The organism is Cryobacterium sp. TMT2-15-1, assembly GCF_004402345.1.
GTDB lineage: Bacteria > Actinomycetota > Actinomycetes > Actinomycetales > Microbacteriaceae > Cryobacterium > Cryobacterium sandaracinum.
The window spans coordinates 129,624-149,131 of the sequence record NZ_SOGD01000059.1 but is presented as its reverse complement, the minus strand read 5'-3'; the positions used below and the strand labels follow the sequence as shown (position 1 = coordinate 149,131).

Genomic DNA, 19,508 nt, shown 5'->3' with positions numbered 1-19,508 from the left:
TGAATTAGGAACCTGATGGCTGAAGTTCGTGCACGCCCCAGTCGATCCGAGCGATTGGATGCGCTGCCGTTCACCCGAGAGCACCGTCGTGTGCTTGTGGGTTCCGGATTGGGCTGGGCGCTTGATGCGATGGACGTTGGACTCATTTCTTTCGTTCTTGCACAATTGGCGGTGCAATGGCAAGTCTCCGACCTGGAGCTGTCCTGGATCGCATCCGCCGGGTTCGTCGGTATGGCCATTGGCGCAGTTCTCGGTGGTTTGCTGGCCGACCGTATCGGCCGACGCCAGGTTTTCGCTCTCACCCTTCTCGTTTACGGTCTCGCGACGGGAGCGTCGGCACTGTCCGAGACTGTGGCCGTACTTATTGCATGGCGATTTATCGTGGGGCTCGGTCTTGGCGGTGAGCTCCCGGTCGCTTCGACGCTCGTGAGCGAGTTCGCGCCTCCACGAATTCGCGGCCGCATCATCGTCATCCTCGAATCCTTCTGGGCCATTGGCTGGACCGTTTCCGCAGTCATCGGGTACTTGGTCGTACCGTCATCGGCCGACGGCTGGCGCTGGGCACTCGCTGTCGGAGCGGTTCCGGCCGTGTACGCGGTGGTCGTGCGCCTTCGGTTGCCGGAATCGGTTCGCTTCCTCGAGTCGCGTGGCCGCCTCTCTGAGGCGGAATCGACCGTCCGACGTTTCGAAAAGTCAGCCGGAATCACCGCCGGACCCTATGATTCTGCGTGCCCCGCAAAGACAGGTGAGGGGACGATCAAAACCGGTTCCCGGACACGCGTCACCGCGCTGTGGTCGCGCGGCCTGCGTCGCCGAACCGGTGCGCTGTGGCTGGTCTGGTTCTGCGTAAACTTCTCCTACTACGGCGCCTTCATCTGGCTTCCGACCATCCTGGTCGCGTCGGGATACTCGCTCGTTCGCTCCTTCGCGTACACGCTGATCATCACCGTGGCCCAACTGCCGGGTTATGCTGCTTCGGCGTACCTCATCGAGCGTTGGGGACGGCGCAGGACACTGGCCGTATTCCTTGCCGGCTCCGCACTTGCGGCGGCGTTATTCGCGGTAGCCGGCGATGCCACCCAGGTGATCGGTGCCGGCATGCTTCTTTCCTTTTTTAACCTGGGTGCGTGGGGAGCGCTCTACGCCGTCACCCCTGAGCTGTACCCGACCCGCATCCGTGCCACCGGGGCCGGCTGGGCAGCCGGCGTTGGACGGATCGCCGCCATCCTGGCTCCGCTGGCCGTGCCGATGCTACGCGAGATGGGCGGGACCGCACTTCTTTTCACGGTCTTCGCAATGTTCTTCGTGGTCGCTGCACTCGGCGCTCTTGGACTCCCCGAGAAACGGGGCAAGGCTCTGGAGGACTGAAACGGCAGGAACGGTTGCGCGAGACACTGTGGTGAGCCCGATCTGACTTTGCACGGCGGCGGCCGATTTCCGTCTTCTTCTCGGTATTCAAGTGGCAGTGGTTGCCGAAGAACGCATCGAACCCGTGCATGGTGGGCAGGAACTCGTTCGGTGAAGGCGATGCCCTCGGCCTGGCCCAACACCGCGAAACCGGGGAATCTGCAGTGTCTCGCAGGGATCAGGGCTTCGGCGGAACCCACTTCACGAAAGCCCGCTGACACTGGCAGGCTCGAAGGATGAATTATGCGATGACGGCAGCCGTACTGATGAGATTCGGTGGCCCCGAAGCATTGGAATTGCACGACGATTGGCTCCGGCCGCGGCCGCAGTACCACCAGGTGCTGGTGAAAGTAACGGCGGCTGCCGTCAACAACACAGACATTTGGACGCGCCGGGGAGCATATGGGTTGCCGGAAGATCCCACGGCGCAGGCCGGCTGGCCGGGTTCGTTTGATTTTCCGCGCATCCAGGGTGGGGATATCACCGGCATTGTCGTCGAGGTGGGTCATGGTGTGACCGAAGAGCTGTTGGGTCGCCGGGTGCTCGTGGACCCGGCTATCTACGGATGCGAAAGCGAGGATGCGTCTCCGGTGGGGTACCTGGGCAGCGAGGCCGATGGCGGGTTCGCGCAGTACGTCGCCGTGGATGCAACTCATGCTCATGACGTTCAGGATTCCCCTCTATCGGATGAGCAGCTGGCGTGCCTGCCGGTGGCATTCGGCACCGCGATCGGAATGCTTGAACGTGCCGACGTGCGAGGCGGCGAAACCGTGCTCGTGACGGGAGCATCCGGCGGCGTCGGTCTCGCCCTCGTTCAGCTGGCGGCCGCTCGAGGCGCACTGGTCCTGGCGATCACGAGTGGGTCCAAAGGGGATGCCGTGCTCGCCAATGGGCAGCCCAGGTCTTCAACCGGGACTCACCCGGTATCCTCGCCGAGATCGGTGCCGCCGCCCCGGCGGGGTTGGACGTGGTTGCTGACGTCGCCGGTGGACCGGGGGTCTCCACCATGATGCCGATGCTTCGGGATAACGGGCGCTGGGTGATCGCGGGTGCTGTGGCGGGGCCGGTGATCGACTTCGACCTCCGTCGCCTCTATCTTCACAATGTGCAGCTGATCGGATCCTCAATACACACCCGGGTTCATTTTCGTCGGCTGGTCGAGCTTGCACGCGGCGGCGAGGTCAGTCCTCAGCTCAGCAGCACGTTTGCCCGGACCGAGATTGCGGAAGCCCAAAAAGAGTTCTCCGAGCGACGACACATCGGCAAGATCGTCATCCTCCCCCACTGAGAACGACTCTTGGTACCCGAGGAAACCTTGATTGATGCACCAATAGTGCACTATTTTGCACTTATGAATGAAGGTGCTGCGGAACTTGCGACCGCCATCGGTGTGCGCGTCAAACACGAACGCCAACAGCACCGGTGGACTCTGGACCAGCTGGCGGAAGGCACCGGGGTGAGTCGCCGAATGCTGGTCAACATCGAGCAGGGTGCCGCGAACCCGAGCGTAGGGACACTGCTCCGGATCAGTGCCGCCCTCGGCGTGGGCCTCCCCGATCTGGTCGAACCGCCCCGATCAAAGCCGATGAAAGTCACCCGGAGGGGCGAGGGCGCGGTGTTGTGGACCGGCGCGCACGGCGGGCGCGGAGTGCTCGTCGCGGTGACTGAACCGCCGAACGTCGTCGAACTGTGGGACTGGACCCTCGAAGCAGGCGATCGACAGGTGAGTGAACCGCATACGGCCGGCACGAGAGAGCTCGTGCAGGTGCACATGGGAGCGATCTCGATTTCGTCGGGAGAGCAGACGGTCACGCTCAACGATCGCGACGCGCTCTCCTTCCCCGGCGACGTAGCCCATGCCTACGTCAACGGCGGCGCGCACGCAGCACGATTCTCACTGACAGTGTTTGACCCGGGCGTCGGCTCGGCTACCCGAATGGAACGAGCTGATGCCTGACCGGACGGCCTTGAACACGTTTCTCGACGCCGCCCGAATCGACGATGACGTCTTCGCGTTACGGCCCGACTACCGGGCGGTGTTGGTCGCTGTCGATGGACTCGAGCCCGGCCCGAGTGATGAGGCAAGCGAGGCGCTGCTCCTCGCGGCGGAAGAGGTCGCTCGTGCCACGCTCCAGCAACAGGCTGTCGAGGAGGTTCCGCACATTGCCGCGTGGCGCGAGGCGTATCGGGCGTTCGGTGCGAAGCCACAGCGCACCCGCAATAGTCTGGAGGCGCTCATGCGCCGCGCGGCATCCGGGCTGCCCCGTGTGAATCGGCTCACGGACCTGTACAACGCAATCTCGATTCTGCACGCGGTGCCGCTCGGCGGGGAGGACCTGGCGCACTACGTCGGAGCACCACGCCTGATCCGCGCAACCGGGTCGGAACCTTTCGAGATCATGTCCGAGGGCGCATCCGTGACTGAGCATCCCGACGCCGGGGAGGTCGTGTGGACCGACACGGGCGGTGTGACGTGTCGACGCTGGAACTGGCGTCAAGCACGTCGCACCCAGCTCACCGACACCACCACCAGCGCCCTGTTCATCCTCGACGCGCTCGAACCGTTCGATGACGACGCACTATTGGCAGCAGCTCGGGAGCTGGAGCGGGAGCTCATTCGCCTCGGCTCGAACGTTCAGGTCGCGCAGCGCCGGCTCGGAGCAAACGCACTGTCCGGAAATGCCTGACATGAACCACCGCAGCATCCCGATTCCCGTCTCGGCGCTTGCTGTCACGGCCATGCTGTCCGTTCAGCTCGGCTCTGCGCTCTCCGTCGACCTGATTGCGACAGTGGCTGCTGCCGGAACGGCGTGGTTGCGCCTCACGGACGGAGCGAATCCCGATCGGCACCGCGGTGGCCATCGAGTTCCTGGGCCCGCTCACGATCCCCGGTGCCGCCGCAACCGCGGCCGTGTTCCGTATCCCCAGGCCTGTGGGCAGCTCACCCGGGGCGTCCTCGCATCCCCGGTCGGGCTCTCACTGCTTCTGCCCGTTCTACCGTTCACGCTCGAAATCTCGCCTGACGACGGATGTCCCACACCGCGTTCGGCACGCACCTGGCGGTCGAGTCCGCCATCGGCGTGCTCCTCGGTCTGATCGTCTTGCACCAGACACCGGCCCTCGTTCAGATCAGGGGCATCCCGATCGTCGTTCGCGCCGGAGCCGCCGCACAACGGGATGCACCGCGTGTCCCCGCACCCGTGTCCCAGACAGGAGCCCCCCACATGTTCACCGGACTCGATCACCGCGCTCGGCTCCACTGGTTCCTATGCCTACCTCGACCGTGAGGAGCACCGCCTCGTGGCTGACACCGCCGTTCAGGCTGCGGGGAGCACCCCCGTGATGGTCGGCATCGGCGCGCTGCGCACCTCTCAAGTGCAGGCACTGGCCGAGGACGCTCAGAACGCGGGGGCATCCGGCGTGCTCCTGCCCCTCTGTCGTATCAGAAGCTCACCGAGGACGACGTGTTCGGCCTCTACGAAGACCTCACGGCGGGGCTCTCCGTTCCGCTCGTGGTGTACAACAACCCGGGCACAACCCACTTCACCTTCTCCGACGAACTGTACGCACGCATCGGGACCCTGCCGAACGTGACGTCGTTCAAGATTCCAGGCCTTCCCACCGTTCCCGATGAAGCAGGGGCCCGTGTCGATGCGATTCGCTCGCTCGCTCCCGAGCACGTCACCGTCGGGATCTCTGGGGACAGCGCGGCCGCAACCGGGCTCAATGCGGGATGCGAGGTTTGGTATTCGGTGATCGGCGGCACACTCCCCGCACTGGCCCTCACGATCACCCGCGCAGCACAGGCAGGAGATACCGCTGCGGCCGACGCGGAATCTCAGCGTCTGCAGCCGCTCTGGGAGATGTTCGCCGCTCAGGGCAGTCTGCGAGTGACGGCCACGATCGCGGAACACCTGGGGCTCGTTCCTCCCGCCTCGCTGCCGCGCCCCATCCGCGGCCTCAACGTGGCAGCACGCACGCGAGTCGCCCAGCTCGTCGAGGATCTCGACTTACGTAACTGACGACCGTGACGATGCGTCTCGGGCTCTTCGCCGCCACCCTTCTTGCACTTCAGAATCGGAGACCGCCGCGCGGCATCACCACGATGAGGAAAGTTGCGATCGGCCCAAGGACAAGGGATAACAACCACCAGAGCAGTCGGCCGCGTCCTTTCGACTCAGCTAGCCCGCAACGCTGTTCCTGGGGGGAGGCTGATTTTTCCCCTGACGACGCTCGCGACGCAGATCGCATTCACCGTCCCTTCGGGCATGCTCGCGGCCGTTGCCCTGGGACTGACCGAACCGACCCTGTTCGTGCCGGCAAGCATGGTCATCGTCAGTGCGCAATATCTGCCGTTCGTGTTCCTTCACGGGATGCGTCTCGTCGCCGTGCTCGCCGGACTGCTGATCCTGGTCGGAACAGTGCTTCTCCTGTGGTGACCGGTGGGCGCTCCGCTCGGCGGATGGTTCGAGGGTGCACTCCTGGTCGGTTTCGCGTGTCTGCCGCGCGCGTCCTCAGAACGGCGCGGGCACCTCTGACTGGGTATCCCGGCTGGGTGGGGCTGGCGACGGTGTGGTCGACGCCGTGCGGATGACCGTGGCCGGCTCACTCACGAACGTGCGCCCGGTCGGCGACGTCCACTCAAGCGTGCCATCACCGATGGTGCAACACCTGCCACCCCGTCTCGCTCTTCAACGCATGACACGCCGGGCACAGGTGCGCGAGGTTGTCGTGCGCGGTCAGCCCGTCGAACTGCCAATCCAGGGAATGGTCCAGATCGCAATGCGCCGCCGACCGGTTGCAGCCGGGGAACCGGCAGGTCTTATCTCGCACCCGGAGGAACCGTTTCAAGTCTTCCGGCACCGTGTACCGGTCCCGGCCGACCGACAGCACCGCCCCCGTCTCCGGGTGCACCAGGATCCGGGTGAAACTCGGCGCCCCGGCCGCGAGCTGCCGGGCCGTGTCCGGGTCGATCGGACCATACCCCTCCAGGAACCCCGGCTCCTCACTCAACCCCATCAGAGTCAGCACCGGCACGGTCACCGTCACCGCACCCCGGATGCCCGTGCCGAGGCCGGACGGGGTGACCCCGTCGAAGATGATGTCGGCGAACACATCCGCCGTGAGCTGCGTCAGGGTGCGTTCCTCCCCCAGCCCCTGCAGGCTCAACGCCGCGAGCATCACCGCCGCCTCGAACGCCGGCCTGGCCTCGACGGGAACCGACCAGACCTGATTGACCACCACCATCGCGTGCTGGAAACTGATCTCGCCCGCCTCGAGGGCGGCCCGGGTGGCCGGGAGCTCGCCGGCCAGGGCCCGGCTCTTCGCGATCAGGTTCTCGGCCGTGCGGCGTGGCACCCAGATCGTGCAGGCCAGCTCGCTGACGAACCCCCGCTCCGCGACCTCGGCCGCATCCCACCGGGACCCCGGCAGCGCGCCGCCGCGACGGGCACCCACCGACATTGCCCGCGGCATCCGCCCACCCACAGGCACCCTGTGGATAACCCGATCAGGCCGTGATCATTGATCGCGACCATTCAGGCCGAGGAAGTCCCGGAGCGGCAGTGCGCCCTCGACTTTCAGTTCGGGCTCGGCGCGGTTCAGGGTGGCGGCAGTCAGGACCAGTTTCTGGTTCAAGGCCATCTCGCCGTCGCGCCTCTTCAAGCGACCGATTCCGTTCTCCCGGTACCCGACCTTTCTCGACACCGCGAGAGACGCGGGATTGTCAACGAATGCCGCTGAGGTGACCTCGGCGGCGTCCAGGTGATCGAACATGAACGCGCAGAGAGCCTGACGCATGAGCGTACCGATCCCGCGGCCGTGGTGCTTCATGCCGAGCCAGGAGCCCGTCTCCCCCGTTCTCGTGACGAGGTAGTCCCCGGTCGAGATGCTCTGGCAACCGACGATCTCACCGTCGACGCGAACCGTGGTCTCGAGCGACCAGGCCGCCGGCGACATCTCGGCTCGTTGTGCCCAGTGGTATTGCATGAGCCGCAACCGGATCTCGCCCGGGGAGCCTACGGTCCACGGGAAGAAGAACGGCATCTCCGTCCGCGCGTGAATACCTGCCGCAGCGAGCGCAGCGAGTTCGGGTAGGTCGGCGTCGCGAACAGGAGACAGAGTCACAGGTCCGCAGGTAATTTTCAGCCCGAAGGGTGGCCACAGGTCTTCAATCGGTTTGGACATGAGACCAACCTAGGTGCGCCGTCGGAGGCCTCCGCGCACCATGGGCCAGGATCACGACCAGCGATATTGGTGCAGTAACGACTTCAAGCCCCAAAAACCCGGCTCAGACTGCTCGCGACGACGGATGTGTTTTGTGATTCCCCATCCCGCGATGGTGCCGATTCATCGCCGAGTCGCGACGGCATAATTCCTTCCGCGCACGGCCGGCGTTGTCCTTATGCTTAAGCGTGTGCAAAAAAACCGTTATCGTTGCTAACGATGCGTGGAGACCATTACGGTCTTCAGCCAGCCAGCGTGGTTCGCGCTGAGCCGTAACAAGCGGAATCATTATATTCCGCATCAACACCAGAAGGAGTCCAAGGTGGCATCGAAACCCGCTGCAGACATTATTGAAAGTATCGGAGGGGCCGAAAACGTCGTCGGCCTCACCCACTGTGCCACCCGGCTACGTTTCACGCTGAAGGATGCATCGGGGATTGACCAAGCGGCCGTCGAAGCGTTGCCTCTGGTTCTCGGCGCTGTTCCGCAGGCCGGCGATCGCTACCAGATCGTCGTCGGCGGAGCCGTAGATACCGTATACAACGACATTATGGCGCTTCCCGCAATGAAGAAGCATGCGGGAGACCACGGCACCGGCGATTCCACCGATGTGAAGGCCGCGGAACGCGCGAAGGGCCCGCGCGGAAAGTTCTCCGGGCTGGACACGTTCTTCGAGATCCTGTCCGACTCCTTCCGCCCGATCCTGGGTGCGCTGCTCGGCGCATCCCTGTTCATCACGTTCATGGCTCTGATGGCAACCCTCGGGATTATCCCGTCGTGGAACGCACCAGGCGTCACCCTCGACCCGTCCTGGGCGTTCATCAACCTGATGTGGCAGGGCGTTTTCGTGTTCCTTCCGCTGATGGTCGCCTACAACGCCTCCAAGCGGCTCGGTGCTGACCCCTGGGTCGGCTTCGGCATCATGGCCGTCGTCATGCTCCCCGGCTTCAACGCGCTGGGACTCACCGACGGAGCAGAGACCGTCTTCGGCGGCAAGGCGGCAGTCGTGCAGATCTTCGGGCTGCCTCTGACCGTCACCGACTACAGCTCGCAGGTGTTCCCGCCGCTGATCATGGCGGTCGCTCTCGGGTTGCTGACCAAGTATCTGAAGAAGATCATTCCGTCCAGCGTTCAGCTGATCTTCGTGCCGTTCCTCTGCATGCTCATCATGATCCCGCTGACCGCCTTCCTGATCGGCCCCATGGGCGTGTACGGCGGTGCCGCACTCGGCAACTTCCTCAAGTCGATCAACGACTTCTCGCCGTTCATCTTCGCGGTCGTCATCCCACTGGCCTACCCGTTCATGGTTCCGCTCGGCCTGCACTGGCCGCTGAACGCAATTATGCTGCTCAACATCCAGTCCCTCGGCTATGACTTCATCCAGGGCCCCATGGGTGCATGGAACTTCGCGTGCTTCGGTGCAACTGCCGGCGTGCTGTTCCTGTCCATCCGCGAAAAGGACCGTCAGATGAAGCAGACCGCAACGGGCGCGCTCGCGGCCGGACTGCTGGGTGGTATTTCTGAACCCTCGCTATATGGCATCCACCTTCGGTTCAAGCGCATCTACCCACGGATGCTCGTGGGCTGCCTCGTGGGCGGCGTCATCCTCGGCCTCGGCGGCGGCGTGAAGACCAGCGCATTCGTCTTCACCTCGCTGTTGACCATCCCCGCGTTCGACAACATTCCCCTGTATGCGGGCGCGATTACCGCATCGTTCTTCACCGCGATGGTCCTCGTGATCCTCTCCGGCTATAAGACGCCGGAGCAGAAGGCGGAATTCGCCGAGGCTCTGGCGGCGGAAACCGTAGCGAGCGACGATGCCTCAACCGACTCTGACATCGCAGCCCCCGTTGTTGCCGGTGCGTCAGGCTCAGGAACAGGCACCGGGACCGCCACCGCTACCGCTACCGCTACCGCCACGGTCCTGGCGACGATCGGTTCGCCCATCGCCGGTATCGTCGTTCCGTTGACGGATGTGCCGGATCCTGTGTTCAGTAAGGGAATCGTCGGTCTTGGCGTGGGAATCGATCCGACCGAGGACACCGTGTACGCCCCTGGAGCAGGCAAGGTTCTCGTCGCTCAGGCGACCGGTCACGCCTTCGGACTGCGACTCGACAGCGGCGTTGAAATGCTCATTCACGTGGGTATCGACACCGTGAACCTTGGCGGCAAGGGCTTCGAGGTCAAGGTGGCCGCGGGCGACCGCGTCGAGGCAGGCACACCGCTGGTGACCTTCGACCGCAAGGTGATCGAGGATGCCGGCTACTCGCTGGTCACCCCGGTGCTCGTGACGAACCCCAAGAAGTTCGGATCGGTCGACCAGGCAGCGTCTGGCCAGGTAGAGGTCGGAAGCCCTCTTATCACGGTCACCGCCAAATAAGACACCTCAGGTCAAAAGGTGGGCAGAGAATTTCTGCCCACCTTTTTTTGTCGCAAACAATACCCCCGGGGGTATGTTACCCTCGTTGCCACAGACATAGAAAGAGGATTCCACCATGTGTTATCAGATCACGTGTTCCAACTGCAAAAAGGCGACCTGGGATGGCTGCGGCCAGCACATCGAGGACGCACTCTACGGAATGGCGGAGGCCGATCGCTGCACTTGCCGCAATGGCAGCTGACGCGACCCCTAGTCTCACCAGGTCGGACATTCTGAGCGTCCGAACCCACGCGGCCCACGAGTGGTCGCTGTTGCTGGGCGGCACGACCTCGTGCGCCCTCGCAAAGGACGGTCGCTCGTACCCCGCCGCCAAGTTCCAGGAGGGGAGGGTGGCCGCCCTCGGCGAGCTCTTACGACGGATCACCGACGACACCGCTGCCCGGCAGGTCGAGGCCGAGGCCACCGCGGTGAAGGCCCGCTGGGCCGACCAGGGGATGCCCTGCTCTCGCCAGGACCGCGACTGGGAGGCCTACCGCGCCGGAGGCATCCAGGCCATGGCCGAGATCCAAGGGACGACATCATGACGCCCCAGGAACAGCCGGTCATCGGCGAGTTCGTCGACGGGATCGACAGTCACGTGGTGAACGAACGAGCGGTCCGGGCATCCGCCGGCCTTCTGTTCCTCGGCGGCATCATTGCGTTCATGATCGCCGCACTCAACGGCGAGTATCAACCGCTGCGCATGTTCGGCGCGATCTTCATGTTCGATATGACCTTCCGCCTCTTCATCGGTACCAAGTACACGCCGAGCCTCATCATTGGTTCGCTTCTGGTGCGAGCTCAACGACCCGAATGGGTGGGTGCAGCACAGAAGAAGCTGGCCTGGTCGATCGGCCTGGGCATGGCTTTCATCTCCTGCGGAGTGATGGGATTCCTGAACGTCAGCAACGGCGTTACCCTCGCGCTTTGCAGCCTCTGCCTGTCGCTTCTGTTCCTGGAGACCGCGTTCAGCATCTGCCTCGGCTGCGAGTTGCAGCGGGCCTTCGCGAAGCAGAAGCCGCAGATGTGCGCCGGCGACACCTGCAGCTACGTTCCGCCGAAGCGCGGGGAGCGCCACACCGTGCAACCCGAATCCCGGCAGTTCCTCCAGGTCCCGAACGAATTCGACAGAGGCGTCTCTATGGAGCGACCGGCCGCCGACCGAGTGGGCTCTGGAATCGAATCAGATAGCCGTCCGGATCGCTGACCAGGAACTGGCGTACGCCGGCTTCCTCGTCGTCGACGCGGTACCACTTCGTCTCGGTTTCCATGAACAGTGAGACGCCGGCCCCTCGCAATGCCGAGAGAATCGGATCGACGTCGGGCACGGCCACCTGGAAGTTCACTCCGCGCCCGTGCGGCGCCTCAAGTGGACCCGTGATCCAGTTCCTGCCGAAGCCTGCCTGTTCCAGCATCACGTGCGCGGTTCCCCGCGTGATGTACGCGAAGCCGTCGTCCGGGCGGTCGTAGCTCGTCGTGAATCCACACAATTCGCACCAGAACCAGATGCTGACGTCGATGTCCCGCACCAGTAATTCGGGCACCAGCGCCGGATCTGTCGAGATAGTCACTCAGTCATGGTGTCATGCCCGGTGTCATGCCCGGGTCCCCCGCAGGCCTGCCGGGTCAGGGCAGTGCACTCCGGCGCGGCGTCGAAGGCCTGCCCGATCGTGCTGGTGCGGTCGGCGGCGGCCGCGGCGATCGCCGCCACCGTGGAGGCGAGTGCCGTCAGGGAGGCGCCGGCGTCGCCGGCGACCGAACCGAGAGCCGCGTCCAGGGCTGTACCGGTTGCGCCCTCGACCGAGGCCACGCTCGACTCGAGGCCGGAGATCGACGTGCTAAGGGCATCCGAGGATTGCCTGACGGCGGCCACCTCGGGATCGTCTTCGCTGCCCCTCGGCACGTTCCTGATCGTGTCCGCGAGGGTGGCCACCGACTCTATGATCGTCGTCATCTGGGTGTTCAGCCGGGCCGAGACATCGTCCCCGCCCGCGGCGGCAGACGACACCAGGCCCTGCACATCGGTCTTCAGGGTGGCCGTCGACGAGCACACGTGACCGGCCCAGATGGTCTGCTCCCCGGTGGGCGACGTGCCGGTGGGAGTCTCCGAGGATGTGGCGGTGGCGAATGGCGTGGGTGACGCGGTCGGCTCTGACTCGGTGCACCCGGTGAGAAGAACGGCCGCGGCGAGACGGCCGATCAGGGCGGCGGTCTTCTGCTTGCGGACCGATGTCGTCATGGGGACTCTCTCCTTTCGGTGACTGTAAGCATCCGGCCCGCTCCCCCGGTGACTTGACGGGCCGGACACCCTGGACCGGTCTGGTTCTGGTTCTACTCGGTGTCTTCCGAGGTCAGCTGGATCGCCAGACCCAGGGCCTCGGCGATCTTCCCCACGGCGGCCGCGGTGCGGGCGGTGCCGATGATCGGCGCCACAGCAACGAGCACATTATCGACGTCGTCCACGGTCAGACCCGCTTCCCCCGCGGGCCCGATGTGCAGCAGATGGGACATCATCGGGGCCTCGACCGCTGCGAGAGCCGCGATGCGCACGAACATCAGCGACCGACTGTCCAGGTCGGTGCGGGACAGGGACACGGCGTTGATATCGTCCAGGGTCTCCATCACCGGGTCTTCTCCTTGAGCCATGAGGCACTCCATTTCCGGGGCTGAGCCTGTGTCGGTGTCGTCTGGACTCACCGATCTCTCACTGTGTGCGCCCAGCTTGCAACAACCGATAGTGGAACGAGGTGCGCCCCCTGGCACCACCCGGATCGGGTGATCCGTCGGGCCGTTGGACCGGTGTCAGGTCGGGGTGCCGGCTCGCGCGTGTGGCCAACTCAGGACATCCGTCGCCCTGAATGCCCGGCCGCCATGGACCAGTGCGGCACAGGTGCGGATGCCCGGCCAGGCCGGACGGATCTCCTGAGTTAGCCCCCACGCGCGTCGGACCGCTGCCGCGCTTGTGCGAACCGGGCACCCGGCACGCGCCCCGGCACGCCCCCCGCAGTGCGAACCAAATCGCCGGAGATTTTAACGAAGATGTATCAGAACAGCCCGGAAACCGGCTCATTCCTTGAAATCTCCGTCGAACTCGTTGGACACCCGATCTGGCGCTCTGCCTGTGGCGCTCTCAGCTGGTGCTGGGGGGTTACTCCTTGGCGACCAGAGTGAGAACGTCGTAGGTGGCGACGACCTCATCGTTCTGGTTGTGCAGCACGGCGTCCCAGCAGACCTCGCCGTACTCGTCGGTCTCGCGCGGGGTGATCCGCTTGGCCGTCAGGGTGACCCGGATGCTGTCGCCGGGCGACACCGGGGTGACGAACCGCAGCTTCTCCAGCCCGGAGTTCGCGAGCACCGGCCCGGGGGCCGCATCCACGAACAACCCGGCCGCCCAGGACACCAGCAGGTAGCCGTGCGCGACGATCCCGGGGAAGAACGGGTTCGCCGCCGCCGCCTCGGGGTCCGTGTGCGCGTAGAACTTGTCGCCGGTGGCCTCGGCGAACGCCGTGATGTCGGCCAGAGTGACCACGCGCGGTCCGCCCTGGGTCTGGTCGCCGACCCGCAACTCGGCCAGGGACTTTCGGAACGGGTGGATGCCCGTTCGTACCGCGGCACCGGCGTGCCACTCCCCCGTGATGGCGGTCAGCATGTCGGGCGAGCCCTGGATGGCCGTGCGCTGCATGTGGTGCAGCACCGAACGGATGCCGCCGAGCTCCTCACTGCCGCCGGCCCGCCCGGGTCCGCCGTGCACGAGGTGCGGAACGGGCGATCCGTGGCCCGTGCTGCTGCGCGCGTCGACCCGGTCGAGCATCAGCACCCGGCCGTGGTGCGCTGCGATCCCGAGCACGAGCGTGCGCGCGATATCGGGGTGGTGAGTGGCCACGGTCGTCACCAGTGAGCCGCCGCCGCGCGCGGCCAGCGCGATGGCGTGGTCCAGGTCGGTGTACTCGATGATGGAGGCCACCGGGCCGAAGGCTTCGATCTCGTGCACGGCCGGGCTCTCCGGGTCATGGAAGGCCAGCAGGATGGGGGCGACGAAGGCGCCGCCCGGGTCGGTTCCGGTCGGGGCGTCCACCGAGCCCATCACGATGCGTCCGCCGCCGTCGATCAGGCGGGCGACGCTGGCGAGAACCTCGTCGCGCTGCCCGGTGCTGGCGAGGGGCCCCATGGTGACCCCCTCGGCGCGCGGGTCGCCGAGGGTGACGCGGCGGGCCATCCGTTCGGAGACGGCCGCGACGACCTGGTCGCGGCGGCCCGCCGGCACGATCAGCCGGCGGATGCTGGTGCACTTCTGACCGGCCTTGCTGGTCATCTCGGTCACGACGGAGGCGACGTAGGCGTCGAACTCGGCCGTGCCGGCCGCGGCGTCCGGACCCAGGATCGCGGCGTTGAGCGAGTCGGTCTCGCTGGTGAAGCGCACGCCGCCCTCGACCACGTTCGGGTGCGCCTTGAGGGAGCGGGCGGTGCTGGCCGACCCGGTGAACGCCACCAGATCGCGGTAGTCGAGGTGGTCGATCAGGTCGCGGGCGCTGCCGGAGATCAGCTGCAGGGCGCCCAGCGGCAGGATGCCGGACGCCAGGATGTGACGCACGACCGCCTCGGTCAGGTACCCGGTGGGCGTCGCGGGCTTGACGATCGTCGGCACGCCGGCGATGAACGCCGGGGCCAGCTTCTCAAGCATGCCCCAGACCGGGAAGTTGAAGGCGTTGATCTGGCAGGCGACTCCGGGAATGCGGGTGTAGATGTGCTGACCGCTGAAGGAGCCGTCGCGGGAGAGCGCCTCGACGTCGCCGTCGATGTAGACCTGACTGTTGGGCATCTCGCGCCGGCCCTTGGAGGACAGCGTGAACAGCACTCCGATGCCGCCGTCGATGTCGACCATCGAGTCGTAGCGGGTGGCGCCGGTGCGGGCGGAGAGCGCGTAGAGCTCCTCCTTGACCCCGCCCAGGTACTGTCCCAGCTTCTTGAGCAGGATGGCGCGCTGGTGGAAGGTCAGTTCCCCGAGCGAGGCCTGGCCGACCGTGCGGGCGTGTTCGACCACGGCGGCCAGGTCGAGCCCGTCGCTGCTGACCCGGGCGACCTCGGCCCCGGTGCTCGCGTCGAGGACACGCTGGGCGACCACGTCGGTGTCCGGGGTCCACCAGGAGTCGAGAACGTAGCTGGGAACGACCGTGTCAGAGCTCGTGTCAGGGCCGGTGTCAGTGCTTGTGCCATTGCTGAGGAGTGTCATGATGCGTCCTTCCAATCGAAGAAGCCGCGGCCGCTTTTGCGTCCGAGGTCACCGCGTGCGACAAGGTCACGCAGCAGTTGCGGCGGGGCAAACCGGTCGCCGAGGGTGTCGTGCAGGTGTTCGGCGATGCCGAGGCGAACGTCTAGGCCGACGATGTCGGTCGTGCGGAGAGGACCGACCGGATGCTTGTAGCCGAGAACCATGGCCGTGTCGATGGCCTCGGGGCTGGCCACACCCTCCTCGACCATGCGGATCGCCTCGAGCGCGATCGCGACGCCGAGGCGGGAGCTGGCGAAGCCGGGCGAGTCCCGCACCAGGATCGGCGTCTTCCCGAGCGCGGACACCCAGGCCTGGGCGAGCCGGGCGAGCTCCGGGTCGGTGCGCTCCCCTGTGACAACCTCGATCAGGGTCGAGACCGGCACCGGGTTGAAGAAGTGCAGTCCGATGAACCGGTCCGGGCGGTCCAGCGCCTCGGCCAGATCGGTGATCGACAGCGAGGAGGTGTTGGACGCCAGCCAGGCGGTGGGGGCGAGGTGCGCCTCCACCAGGCGGAGCGCCTGCGTCTTCAGAGCCACGACCTCGGGAACGGCCTCGACGACGAGGCCGGAGCCGGCGAACGCGGCGGCATCCGTTGTCACGGTCAGCCGATCGACGAGCTCGGCGCTGCTCGCGGTCACGCTACCGCGGCTGAGGGATTTGTCGACGGCGGTCAGGACCCGGTCACGGGCGGCGGCAGCCGCGTCGTCTCCCTGCTCCACCACGGTGACATGGGCCCCGGCCATCAGGAACGCGTGCGCAATGCCGGCGCCCATGCGGCCTCCGCCGAGCACGCCGACCTGGTGCGGCACGGGCACGGACTGAGCGGCTCGGGCCTGTGTGGACACGGTGCTGGGCGTCATCGCTTCTTCCTCTCCAGGAATGCGGTCATTCGGGTGAATTTCTGGTCGGACTCGAACAGGCGCGCCTGGGCCTCGTTGTCGGCCAGCGGATGCTCCGCGGCGGGAACATGGAAGACCTCCTTGGCCAGCTGGGTGGCCAGCGGGTCCTGCTTGGCGATTCGGTCGGCCAGCGCGTGCGCTGCCGCGAGCAGGGCGTTCGACTCGTGCACCTCGGTGACCAGGTGCACCGCCAGCGCCTCGGAAGCGTTCAGGATGCGCCCGGCCAGGATGATCTCCTTGGCCACGGGTTCGCCGACCAGCGCGGCCAGCCGCCACAGCGCTCCAGCCGCCGGGATGATGCCGAGGGCCGTCTCCGGATTGCCGAGCCGGGCGGTCGTGGAGGCGATCCGGAAGTCGGCGGCGTAGGCCAGCTCGGCCCCGCCGCCGAGCGCCCAGCCGTCGATGGCGGCGATCACGGGCATTGGCAGGCGGGCGATCCGGCCGAACAGGGTCGAGTTGATCCCGTTCAGGGCGTCTTCTGCCCGGCGTTCCCGCAACTGGGCGATGTCGGCCCCGGAGGCGAAGACGCCGTTGGTGCCGGAGAGGATCAGGATGCGGGGTTCCTGCTCGAGGTCGGCGCAGACCAGGTGCAGCTCGTCGATCATGGTCTGGTCGATGGCGTTGCGCACGGCCGGTCGGTCAAGCTGTACGTGCACCCGGTCGGGCCGCTCCTCGACCAGCAGCGTCGTGAACTCGCGCGACATCTAGACGCGCTCCACCAGCAGGGAGGAACCTTGCCCGACGCCCACGCACATGGTGGCCACGCCGCGGTGGGCACCCTCGCGCTCCATGCGCCCCAGCAGGGTGATCAGGATACGGGACCCGGACGACCCGAGCGGGTGCCCGAGGGCGATGGCGCCGCCGTGCCGGTTGACGATTTCCGGGTCGAGGCCGAGCCGGCGGATGCAGGCCAGAGACTGGGTCGCGAACGCCTCATTGAGTTCGACGGCGTCGACGTCACCGATGGTCAGTCCCAGGCGGTGCAGCAGCTTCTGGGTGGCGGGGACCGGGCCGAGGCCCATGGTCTCCGGGGCGACGCCGGCGCTGGCTCCGCCTACCACCCGGGCGCGGGGCGTCAGCCCCAGACGCTCGATGGCCGCCTCGCTCGCCACAACGATGGCGGAGGCCCCGTCGTTCAGGGAGCTGGCGTTGCCGGCCGTGACGATGCCGCCCGCCCGCACGACCGAGCGCAGCCCGGCGAGGCGTTCGAGCGTGGTGTCGGCTCGGGGGCCCTCGTCGATCTCGATCAGTCCGGCGCGGGTGGGAACACCCACGATCTCGGGCGTGAAGATGCCGTCACGTTGCGCCTCGAGTGCCAGCCGGTGCGAGCGGAGGGCGAACGTGTCGGCATCCGCCCGGCTGATGCCGTCGAGGGCGGCGACCTCCTCCGCTGTCTCCGACATGGAGAAGGTGGCCTTGTCGCGCGCTTGCAGGCGCGGGTTCGTGAAGCGCCAGCCGATCGAGGTGTCGACGATCTCGCCCGGCTTGGCGAACGCCTTCTCCGGCTTGGCGAGAACCCAGGGTGCGCGGGTCATCGATTCGACGCCGCCGGCGATCACGAGGTCTGCTTCGCCGGCCTTGATCATGTTGGCGGCCAGGTGCACGGCGGACAGGCCGGATGCGCAGAGCCGGTTGACCGTGATCCCCGGCACGCTGTCGGGGAGACCGGCCAGGAGCACGGCCATCCGGGCGACGTTGCGGTTGTCCTCGCCGGCCTGGTTGGCGGCGCCGAGGACGACCTCGTCAAGGAGGGTGGGATCCAGCCCGGACCGGGACACGACCGAGGCAAGCACGATGGCGGCCAGGTCGTCGGGGCGGATGCCGGCCAGCACCCCGCCGTATCGCCCGATAGGAGTTCGAACACCATCAACGAGGAATGCTTCGGGCATGGCTTCATCACCTTTGATCGCCGTGTTTACTAACTGACCGTTCGTTTTGTAAAAGAATGTCATAGAAAGTCCCATCAGGGCAACACGGGAGGCCGCCATGCCGCCTCCCCCACATCTGCCGGACTGAGGCAGACTGGGTGCGTGAACGCAACGCCCAGCACCGTCCCCTCCGCTCCCGGCACCGGTCGCCGCCCCGCCGGCCGTTTTGGCCTCCGGCTCAATCTGATGCGCCCGGATCGGCCCGACCTGGCGGATCGGGTCACCTACATCGAGCTGTTCTTCGACCTGATCTTTGTGTTCGCGTTGACCCAGCTGTCGCGCCATCTCTACGAGAACCAGTCCTGGCAGGGAGCCGCCGAGTCCGTCATCCTGGTGCTCGCCCTGTGGTGGATCTGGGTGCACACCACCTGGGTGACCAACCTGCTCGATCCGGCCCGCCTGCCTGTGCGCGGGGTCGTGATCGGCCTCTCCCTGGTCGGGCTGGTGGTGAGCGTCTCGATCTACGAATCATTCGGCGACCGGGGATTCCTCTTCGCCGTGGCCTACGTCACCCTGCAGCTGGGCCGAACGGCCTTCATGGCGCTCGCCCTCGCGCTCCACGATCGCGCCCTCTTCCGCGCCTTCGTGCGGATCTTCCTCTGGCTCGCCGTGGCCGGGCTCTTCTGGATTCTCGGCGGCCTGCTCCCGGCCGACTACCGGTTGCTGCTCTGGGCCACCGCACTCGGGATCGAGTTCGTTTCCGCGAAGCTCGGTTTCCCGGTGCCGGGCCTCGGCCGGGCCACTCCCGGCGACGGCGAGCTCTCCGGTCCGCACATCGCGGAGCGCAGCGCCCTGTTCGTCATCATCGCACTCGGCGAATCATTTCTGGTGACGGGCTTCGCCTTCGTCGATCAGGACGTGTCGGTGCCGGGTGTGCTCGGCCTGCTGCTGGCCTTCGTGAGTGGAGCGGCCATGTGGTGGCTGTACTTCGACCACAGCGAGTACGCGGGCAGCAAAGCCCTCGCCGATGCCGCCGACCCCGGCCGGCTCGCCCGGCTCGCGTATACCTATGTACATGCGATGCTCATCGCCGGCATTGTTCTGAGCTCGGTCGGCGTGAAGGAGATCCTGGCGCATCCGGATGACCCGGTCATTTTTTCGACGGCCGTCGCCATCACCGGCGGGCCTCTGCTGTACCTGCTGGGGCTGGCGCTGTTCCGATTCGTCGTGGCCCGGGAGGTGCTGATCTCCCATGTCACGGGAATCGCACTACTGCTGCTGGCGCTGCCCCTCGCCTTCGCCCTCTCGCCGCTCGCGTTAGGAGCGCTGGGAGCGCTCATGCTGACGACCGTCGCTTGCTGGGGGACCATCGTGCGCGTGCGGAACGGCACCGCCGAGAAGGAGGCCGGCTAGCCGAAACT

General features: G+C 66.3%; 21 protein-coding genes and 1 pseudogene. 13 read left to right on the top strand and 9 right to left on the bottom strand.

What is annotated here, in order from left to right:
* Window positions 1-15: 15 nt before the first annotated feature.
* From E3O62_RS16050 to E3O62_RS16715, 9 genes and pseudogenes are all read left to right on the top strand, one after another.
* The gene (locus tag E3O62_RS16050) at window positions 16-1,368 is read left to right on the top strand and encodes an MFS transporter (protein WP_134399212.1); all 1,353 of its coding nucleotides are present in this window, start codon (window positions 16-18) and stop codon (window positions 1,366-1,368) included.
* Window positions 1,369-1,643: 275 nt separating this feature from the next.
* A complete protein-coding gene (locus E3O62_RS16045; protein WP_370448940.1) occupies window positions 1,644-2,417 on the top strand; it encodes an alcohol dehydrogenase catalytic domain-containing protein in 774 nt (257 codons plus the stop codon).
* A complete protein-coding gene (locus tag E3O62_RS17280) occupies window positions 2,333-2,695 on the top strand; it encodes a zinc-binding dehydrogenase (protein ID WP_370448941.1) in 363 nt (120 codons plus the stop codon). Before E3O62_RS16045 ends, E3O62_RS17280 begins: the two co-directional genes overlap by 85 nt.
* A gap of 63 nt (window positions 2,696-2,758) precedes the next feature.
* Entirely contained in the window at window positions 2,759-3,364 is a 606-nt protein-coding gene (locus E3O62_RS16040; protein ID WP_174720159.1) for a helix-turn-helix domain-containing protein, read from the top strand.
* Window positions 3,357-4,094, top strand: a complete 738-nt coding sequence (locus tag E3O62_RS16035; RefSeq protein WP_134399210.1) for a B3/4 domain-containing protein — start codon at window positions 3,357-3,359, stop codon at window positions 4,092-4,094. Before E3O62_RS16040 ends, E3O62_RS16035 begins: the two co-directional genes overlap by 8 nt.
* A gap of 342 nt (window positions 4,095-4,436) precedes the next feature.
* Entirely contained in the window at window positions 4,437-4,694 is a 258-nt protein-coding gene (locus tag E3O62_RS16885) for a hypothetical protein (protein WP_198413825.1), read from the top strand.
* Window positions 4,648-4,773, top strand: a pseudogene (locus tag E3O62_RS17375) (dihydrodipicolinate synthase family protein); the annotation flags it as partial. The gene E3O62_RS16885 and the pseudogene E3O62_RS17375, both read left to right, overlap by 47 nt.
* A 98-nt stretch (window positions 4,774-4,871) precedes the next feature.
* The gene (locus E3O62_RS16025) at window positions 4,872-5,429 is read left to right on the top strand and encodes a dihydrodipicolinate synthase family protein (protein WP_255573924.1); all 558 of its coding nucleotides are present in this window, start codon (window positions 4,872-4,874) and stop codon (window positions 5,427-5,429) included.
* Between the two features lie 246 nt (window positions 5,430-5,675).
* Entirely contained in the window at window positions 5,676-5,846 is a 171-nt protein-coding gene (locus E3O62_RS16715) for a hypothetical protein (protein WP_166784683.1), read from the top strand.
* A gap of 214 nt (window positions 5,847-6,060) precedes the next feature.
* Here E3O62_RS16715 and E3O62_RS16015 read toward each other — a convergent pair whose 3' ends face one another.
* Together E3O62_RS16015 and E3O62_RS16010 are read right to left on the bottom strand one after the other, a co-directional pair.
* The gene (locus E3O62_RS16015) at window positions 6,061-6,882 is read right to left on the bottom strand and encodes an HNH endonuclease signature motif containing protein (protein WP_134399208.1); all 822 of its coding nucleotides are present in this window, start codon (window positions 6,880-6,882) and stop codon (window positions 6,061-6,063) included.
* A 45-nt stretch (window positions 6,883-6,927) separates the two neighbouring features.
* Window positions 6,928-7,533 (bottom strand): GNAT family N-acetyltransferase, encoded by a 606-nt coding sequence (locus tag E3O62_RS16010; RefSeq protein ID WP_198413818.1) that lies wholly within the window; start codon window positions 7,531-7,533, stop codon window positions 6,928-6,930.
* Window positions 7,534-7,954: 421 nt separating this feature from the next.
* On the opposite strand from E3O62_RS16010, the gene E3O62_RS16005 reads away from it, so the two are divergent.
* The 3 genes from E3O62_RS16005 (at window position 7,955) to E3O62_RS15995 (ending at window position 11,258) form a co-directional block, all read left to right on the top strand.
* A complete protein-coding gene (locus tag E3O62_RS16005) occupies window positions 7,955-10,012 on the top strand; it encodes a glucose PTS transporter subunit IIA (RefSeq protein WP_134399204.1) in 2,058 nt (685 codons plus the stop codon).
* A 230-nt stretch (window positions 10,013-10,242) separates the two neighbouring features.
* Complete coding sequence (locus E3O62_RS16000; RefSeq protein ID WP_134399202.1) at window positions 10,243-10,596, top strand: hypothetical protein; 354 nt, start codon at window positions 10,243-10,245, stop codon at window positions 10,594-10,596.
* Window positions 10,593-11,258 carry a DUF4395 domain-containing protein gene (locus tag E3O62_RS15995; RefSeq protein ID WP_134399200.1) on the top strand — a complete coding sequence of 222 codons (666 nt, stop codon included), beginning with the start codon at window positions 10,593-10,595 and terminating at the stop codon, window positions 11,256-11,258. Before E3O62_RS16000 ends, E3O62_RS15995 begins: the two co-directional genes overlap by 4 nt.
* On the opposite strand, the gene E3O62_RS15990 is transcribed toward E3O62_RS15995, so the two are convergent.
* From E3O62_RS15990 to E3O62_RS15960, 7 genes are all read right to left on the bottom strand, one after another.
* A complete protein-coding gene (locus tag E3O62_RS15990) occupies window positions 11,191-11,622 on the bottom strand; it encodes a VOC family protein (protein ID WP_198413817.1) in 432 nt (143 codons plus the stop codon). The genes E3O62_RS15995 and E3O62_RS15990 overlap by 68 nt on opposite strands.
* Window positions 11,619-12,290: a hypothetical protein gene (locus tag E3O62_RS15985; protein ID WP_134399198.1), complete on the bottom strand. Its 672-nt coding sequence runs from the start codon at window positions 12,288-12,290 to the stop codon at window positions 11,619-11,621. Before E3O62_RS15985 ends, E3O62_RS15990 begins: the two co-directional genes overlap by 4 nt.
* Window positions 12,291-12,382: 92 nt before the next feature.
* On the bottom strand, window positions 12,383-12,697 hold the full coding sequence (locus tag E3O62_RS15980) for a carboxymuconolactone decarboxylase (protein ID WP_134399196.1): 315 nt from the start codon (window positions 12,695-12,697) through the stop codon (window positions 12,383-12,385).
* 502 nt (window positions 12,698-13,199) lie between these two features.
* Window positions 13,200-15,281: a phenylacetic acid degradation bifunctional protein PaaZ gene (gene paaZ / locus E3O62_RS15975; RefSeq protein WP_134399195.1), complete on the bottom strand. Its 2,082-nt coding sequence runs from the start codon at window positions 15,279-15,281 to the stop codon at window positions 13,200-13,202.
* Entirely contained in the window at window positions 15,278-16,180 is a 903-nt protein-coding gene (locus E3O62_RS15970; protein ID WP_134393882.1) for a 3-hydroxyacyl-CoA dehydrogenase family protein, read from the bottom strand. Before E3O62_RS15970 ends, paaZ begins: the two co-directional genes overlap by 4 nt.
* Complete coding sequence (locus tag E3O62_RS15965) at window positions 16,177-16,923, bottom strand: enoyl-CoA hydratase/isomerase family protein (protein WP_134393883.1); 747 nt, start codon at window positions 16,921-16,923, stop codon at window positions 16,177-16,179. The genes E3O62_RS15970 and E3O62_RS15965 overlap by 4 nt, the downstream gene beginning before the upstream one ends.
* On the bottom strand, window positions 16,924-18,108 hold the full coding sequence (locus E3O62_RS15960) for an acetyl-CoA C-acyltransferase (RefSeq protein WP_134399193.1): 1,185 nt from the start codon (window positions 18,106-18,108) through the stop codon (window positions 16,924-16,926).
* 141 nt (window positions 18,109-18,249) lie between these two features.
* Here E3O62_RS15960 and E3O62_RS15955 point away from each other — a divergent pair, with 141 nt between their 5' ends.
* Window positions 18,250-19,500, top strand: coding sequence for a low temperature requirement protein A (locus tag E3O62_RS15955; protein ID WP_134343148.1), 1,251 nt, complete (start codon window positions 18,250-18,252; stop codon window positions 19,498-19,500).
* The last annotated feature ends 8 nt before the right edge of the window (window positions 19,501-19,508 follow it).

Coding starts and splice junctions, on each gene's coding strand:
- E3O62_RS16050 (WP_134399212.1), top strand. CDS start 16: ATGGCTGAAGTTCGTGCACGCCCCAGTCGATCCGAGCGATTGGATGCG.
- E3O62_RS16045 (WP_370448940.1), top strand. CDS start 1,644: ATGAATTATGCGATGACGGCAGCCGTACTGATGAGATTCGGTGGCCCC.
- E3O62_RS16040 (WP_174720159.1), top strand. CDS start 2,759: ATGAATGAAGGTGCTGCGGAACTTGCGACCGCCATCGGTGTGCGCGTC.
- E3O62_RS16035 (WP_134399210.1), top strand. CDS start 3,357: ATGCCTGACCGGACGGCCTTGAACACGTTTCTCGACGCCGCCCGAATC.
- E3O62_RS16885 (WP_198413825.1), top strand. CDS start 4,437: ATGTCCCACACCGCGTTCGGCACGCACCTGGCGGTCGAGTCCGCCATC.
- E3O62_RS16715 (WP_166784683.1), top strand. CDS start 5,676: ATGCTCGCGGCCGTTGCCCTGGGACTGACCGAACCGACCCTGTTCGTG.
- E3O62_RS16015 (WP_134399208.1), bottom strand. CDS start 6,882: ATGCCGCGGGCAATGTCGGTGGGTGCCCGTCGCGGCGGCGCGCTGCCG.
- E3O62_RS16000 (WP_134399202.1), top strand. CDS start 10,243: ATGGCAGCTGACGCGACCCCTAGTCTCACCAGGTCGGACATTCTGAGC.
- E3O62_RS15995 (WP_134399200.1), top strand. CDS start 10,593: ATGACGCCCCAGGAACAGCCGGTCATCGGCGAGTTCGTCGACGGGATC.
- E3O62_RS15985 (WP_134399198.1), bottom strand. CDS start 12,290: ATGACGACATCGGTCCGCAAGCAGAAGACCGCCGCCCTGATCGGCCGT.
- E3O62_RS15980 (WP_134399196.1), bottom strand. CDS start 12,697: ATGGCTCAAGGAGAAGACCCGGTGATGGAGACCCTGGACGATATCAAC.
- paaZ (WP_134399195.1), bottom strand. CDS start 15,281: ATGACACTCCTCAGCAATGGCACAAGCACTGACACCGGCCCTGACACG.
- E3O62_RS15970 (WP_134393882.1), bottom strand. CDS start 16,180: ATGACGCCCAGCACCGTGTCCACACAGGCCCGAGCCGCTCAGTCCGTG.
- E3O62_RS15965 (WP_134393883.1), bottom strand. CDS start 16,923: ATGTCGCGCGAGTTCACGACGCTGCTGGTCGAGGAGCGGCCCGACCGG.
- E3O62_RS15960 (WP_134399193.1), bottom strand. CDS start 18,108: ATGCCCGAAGCATTCCTCGTTGATGGTGTTCGAACTCCTATCGGGCGA.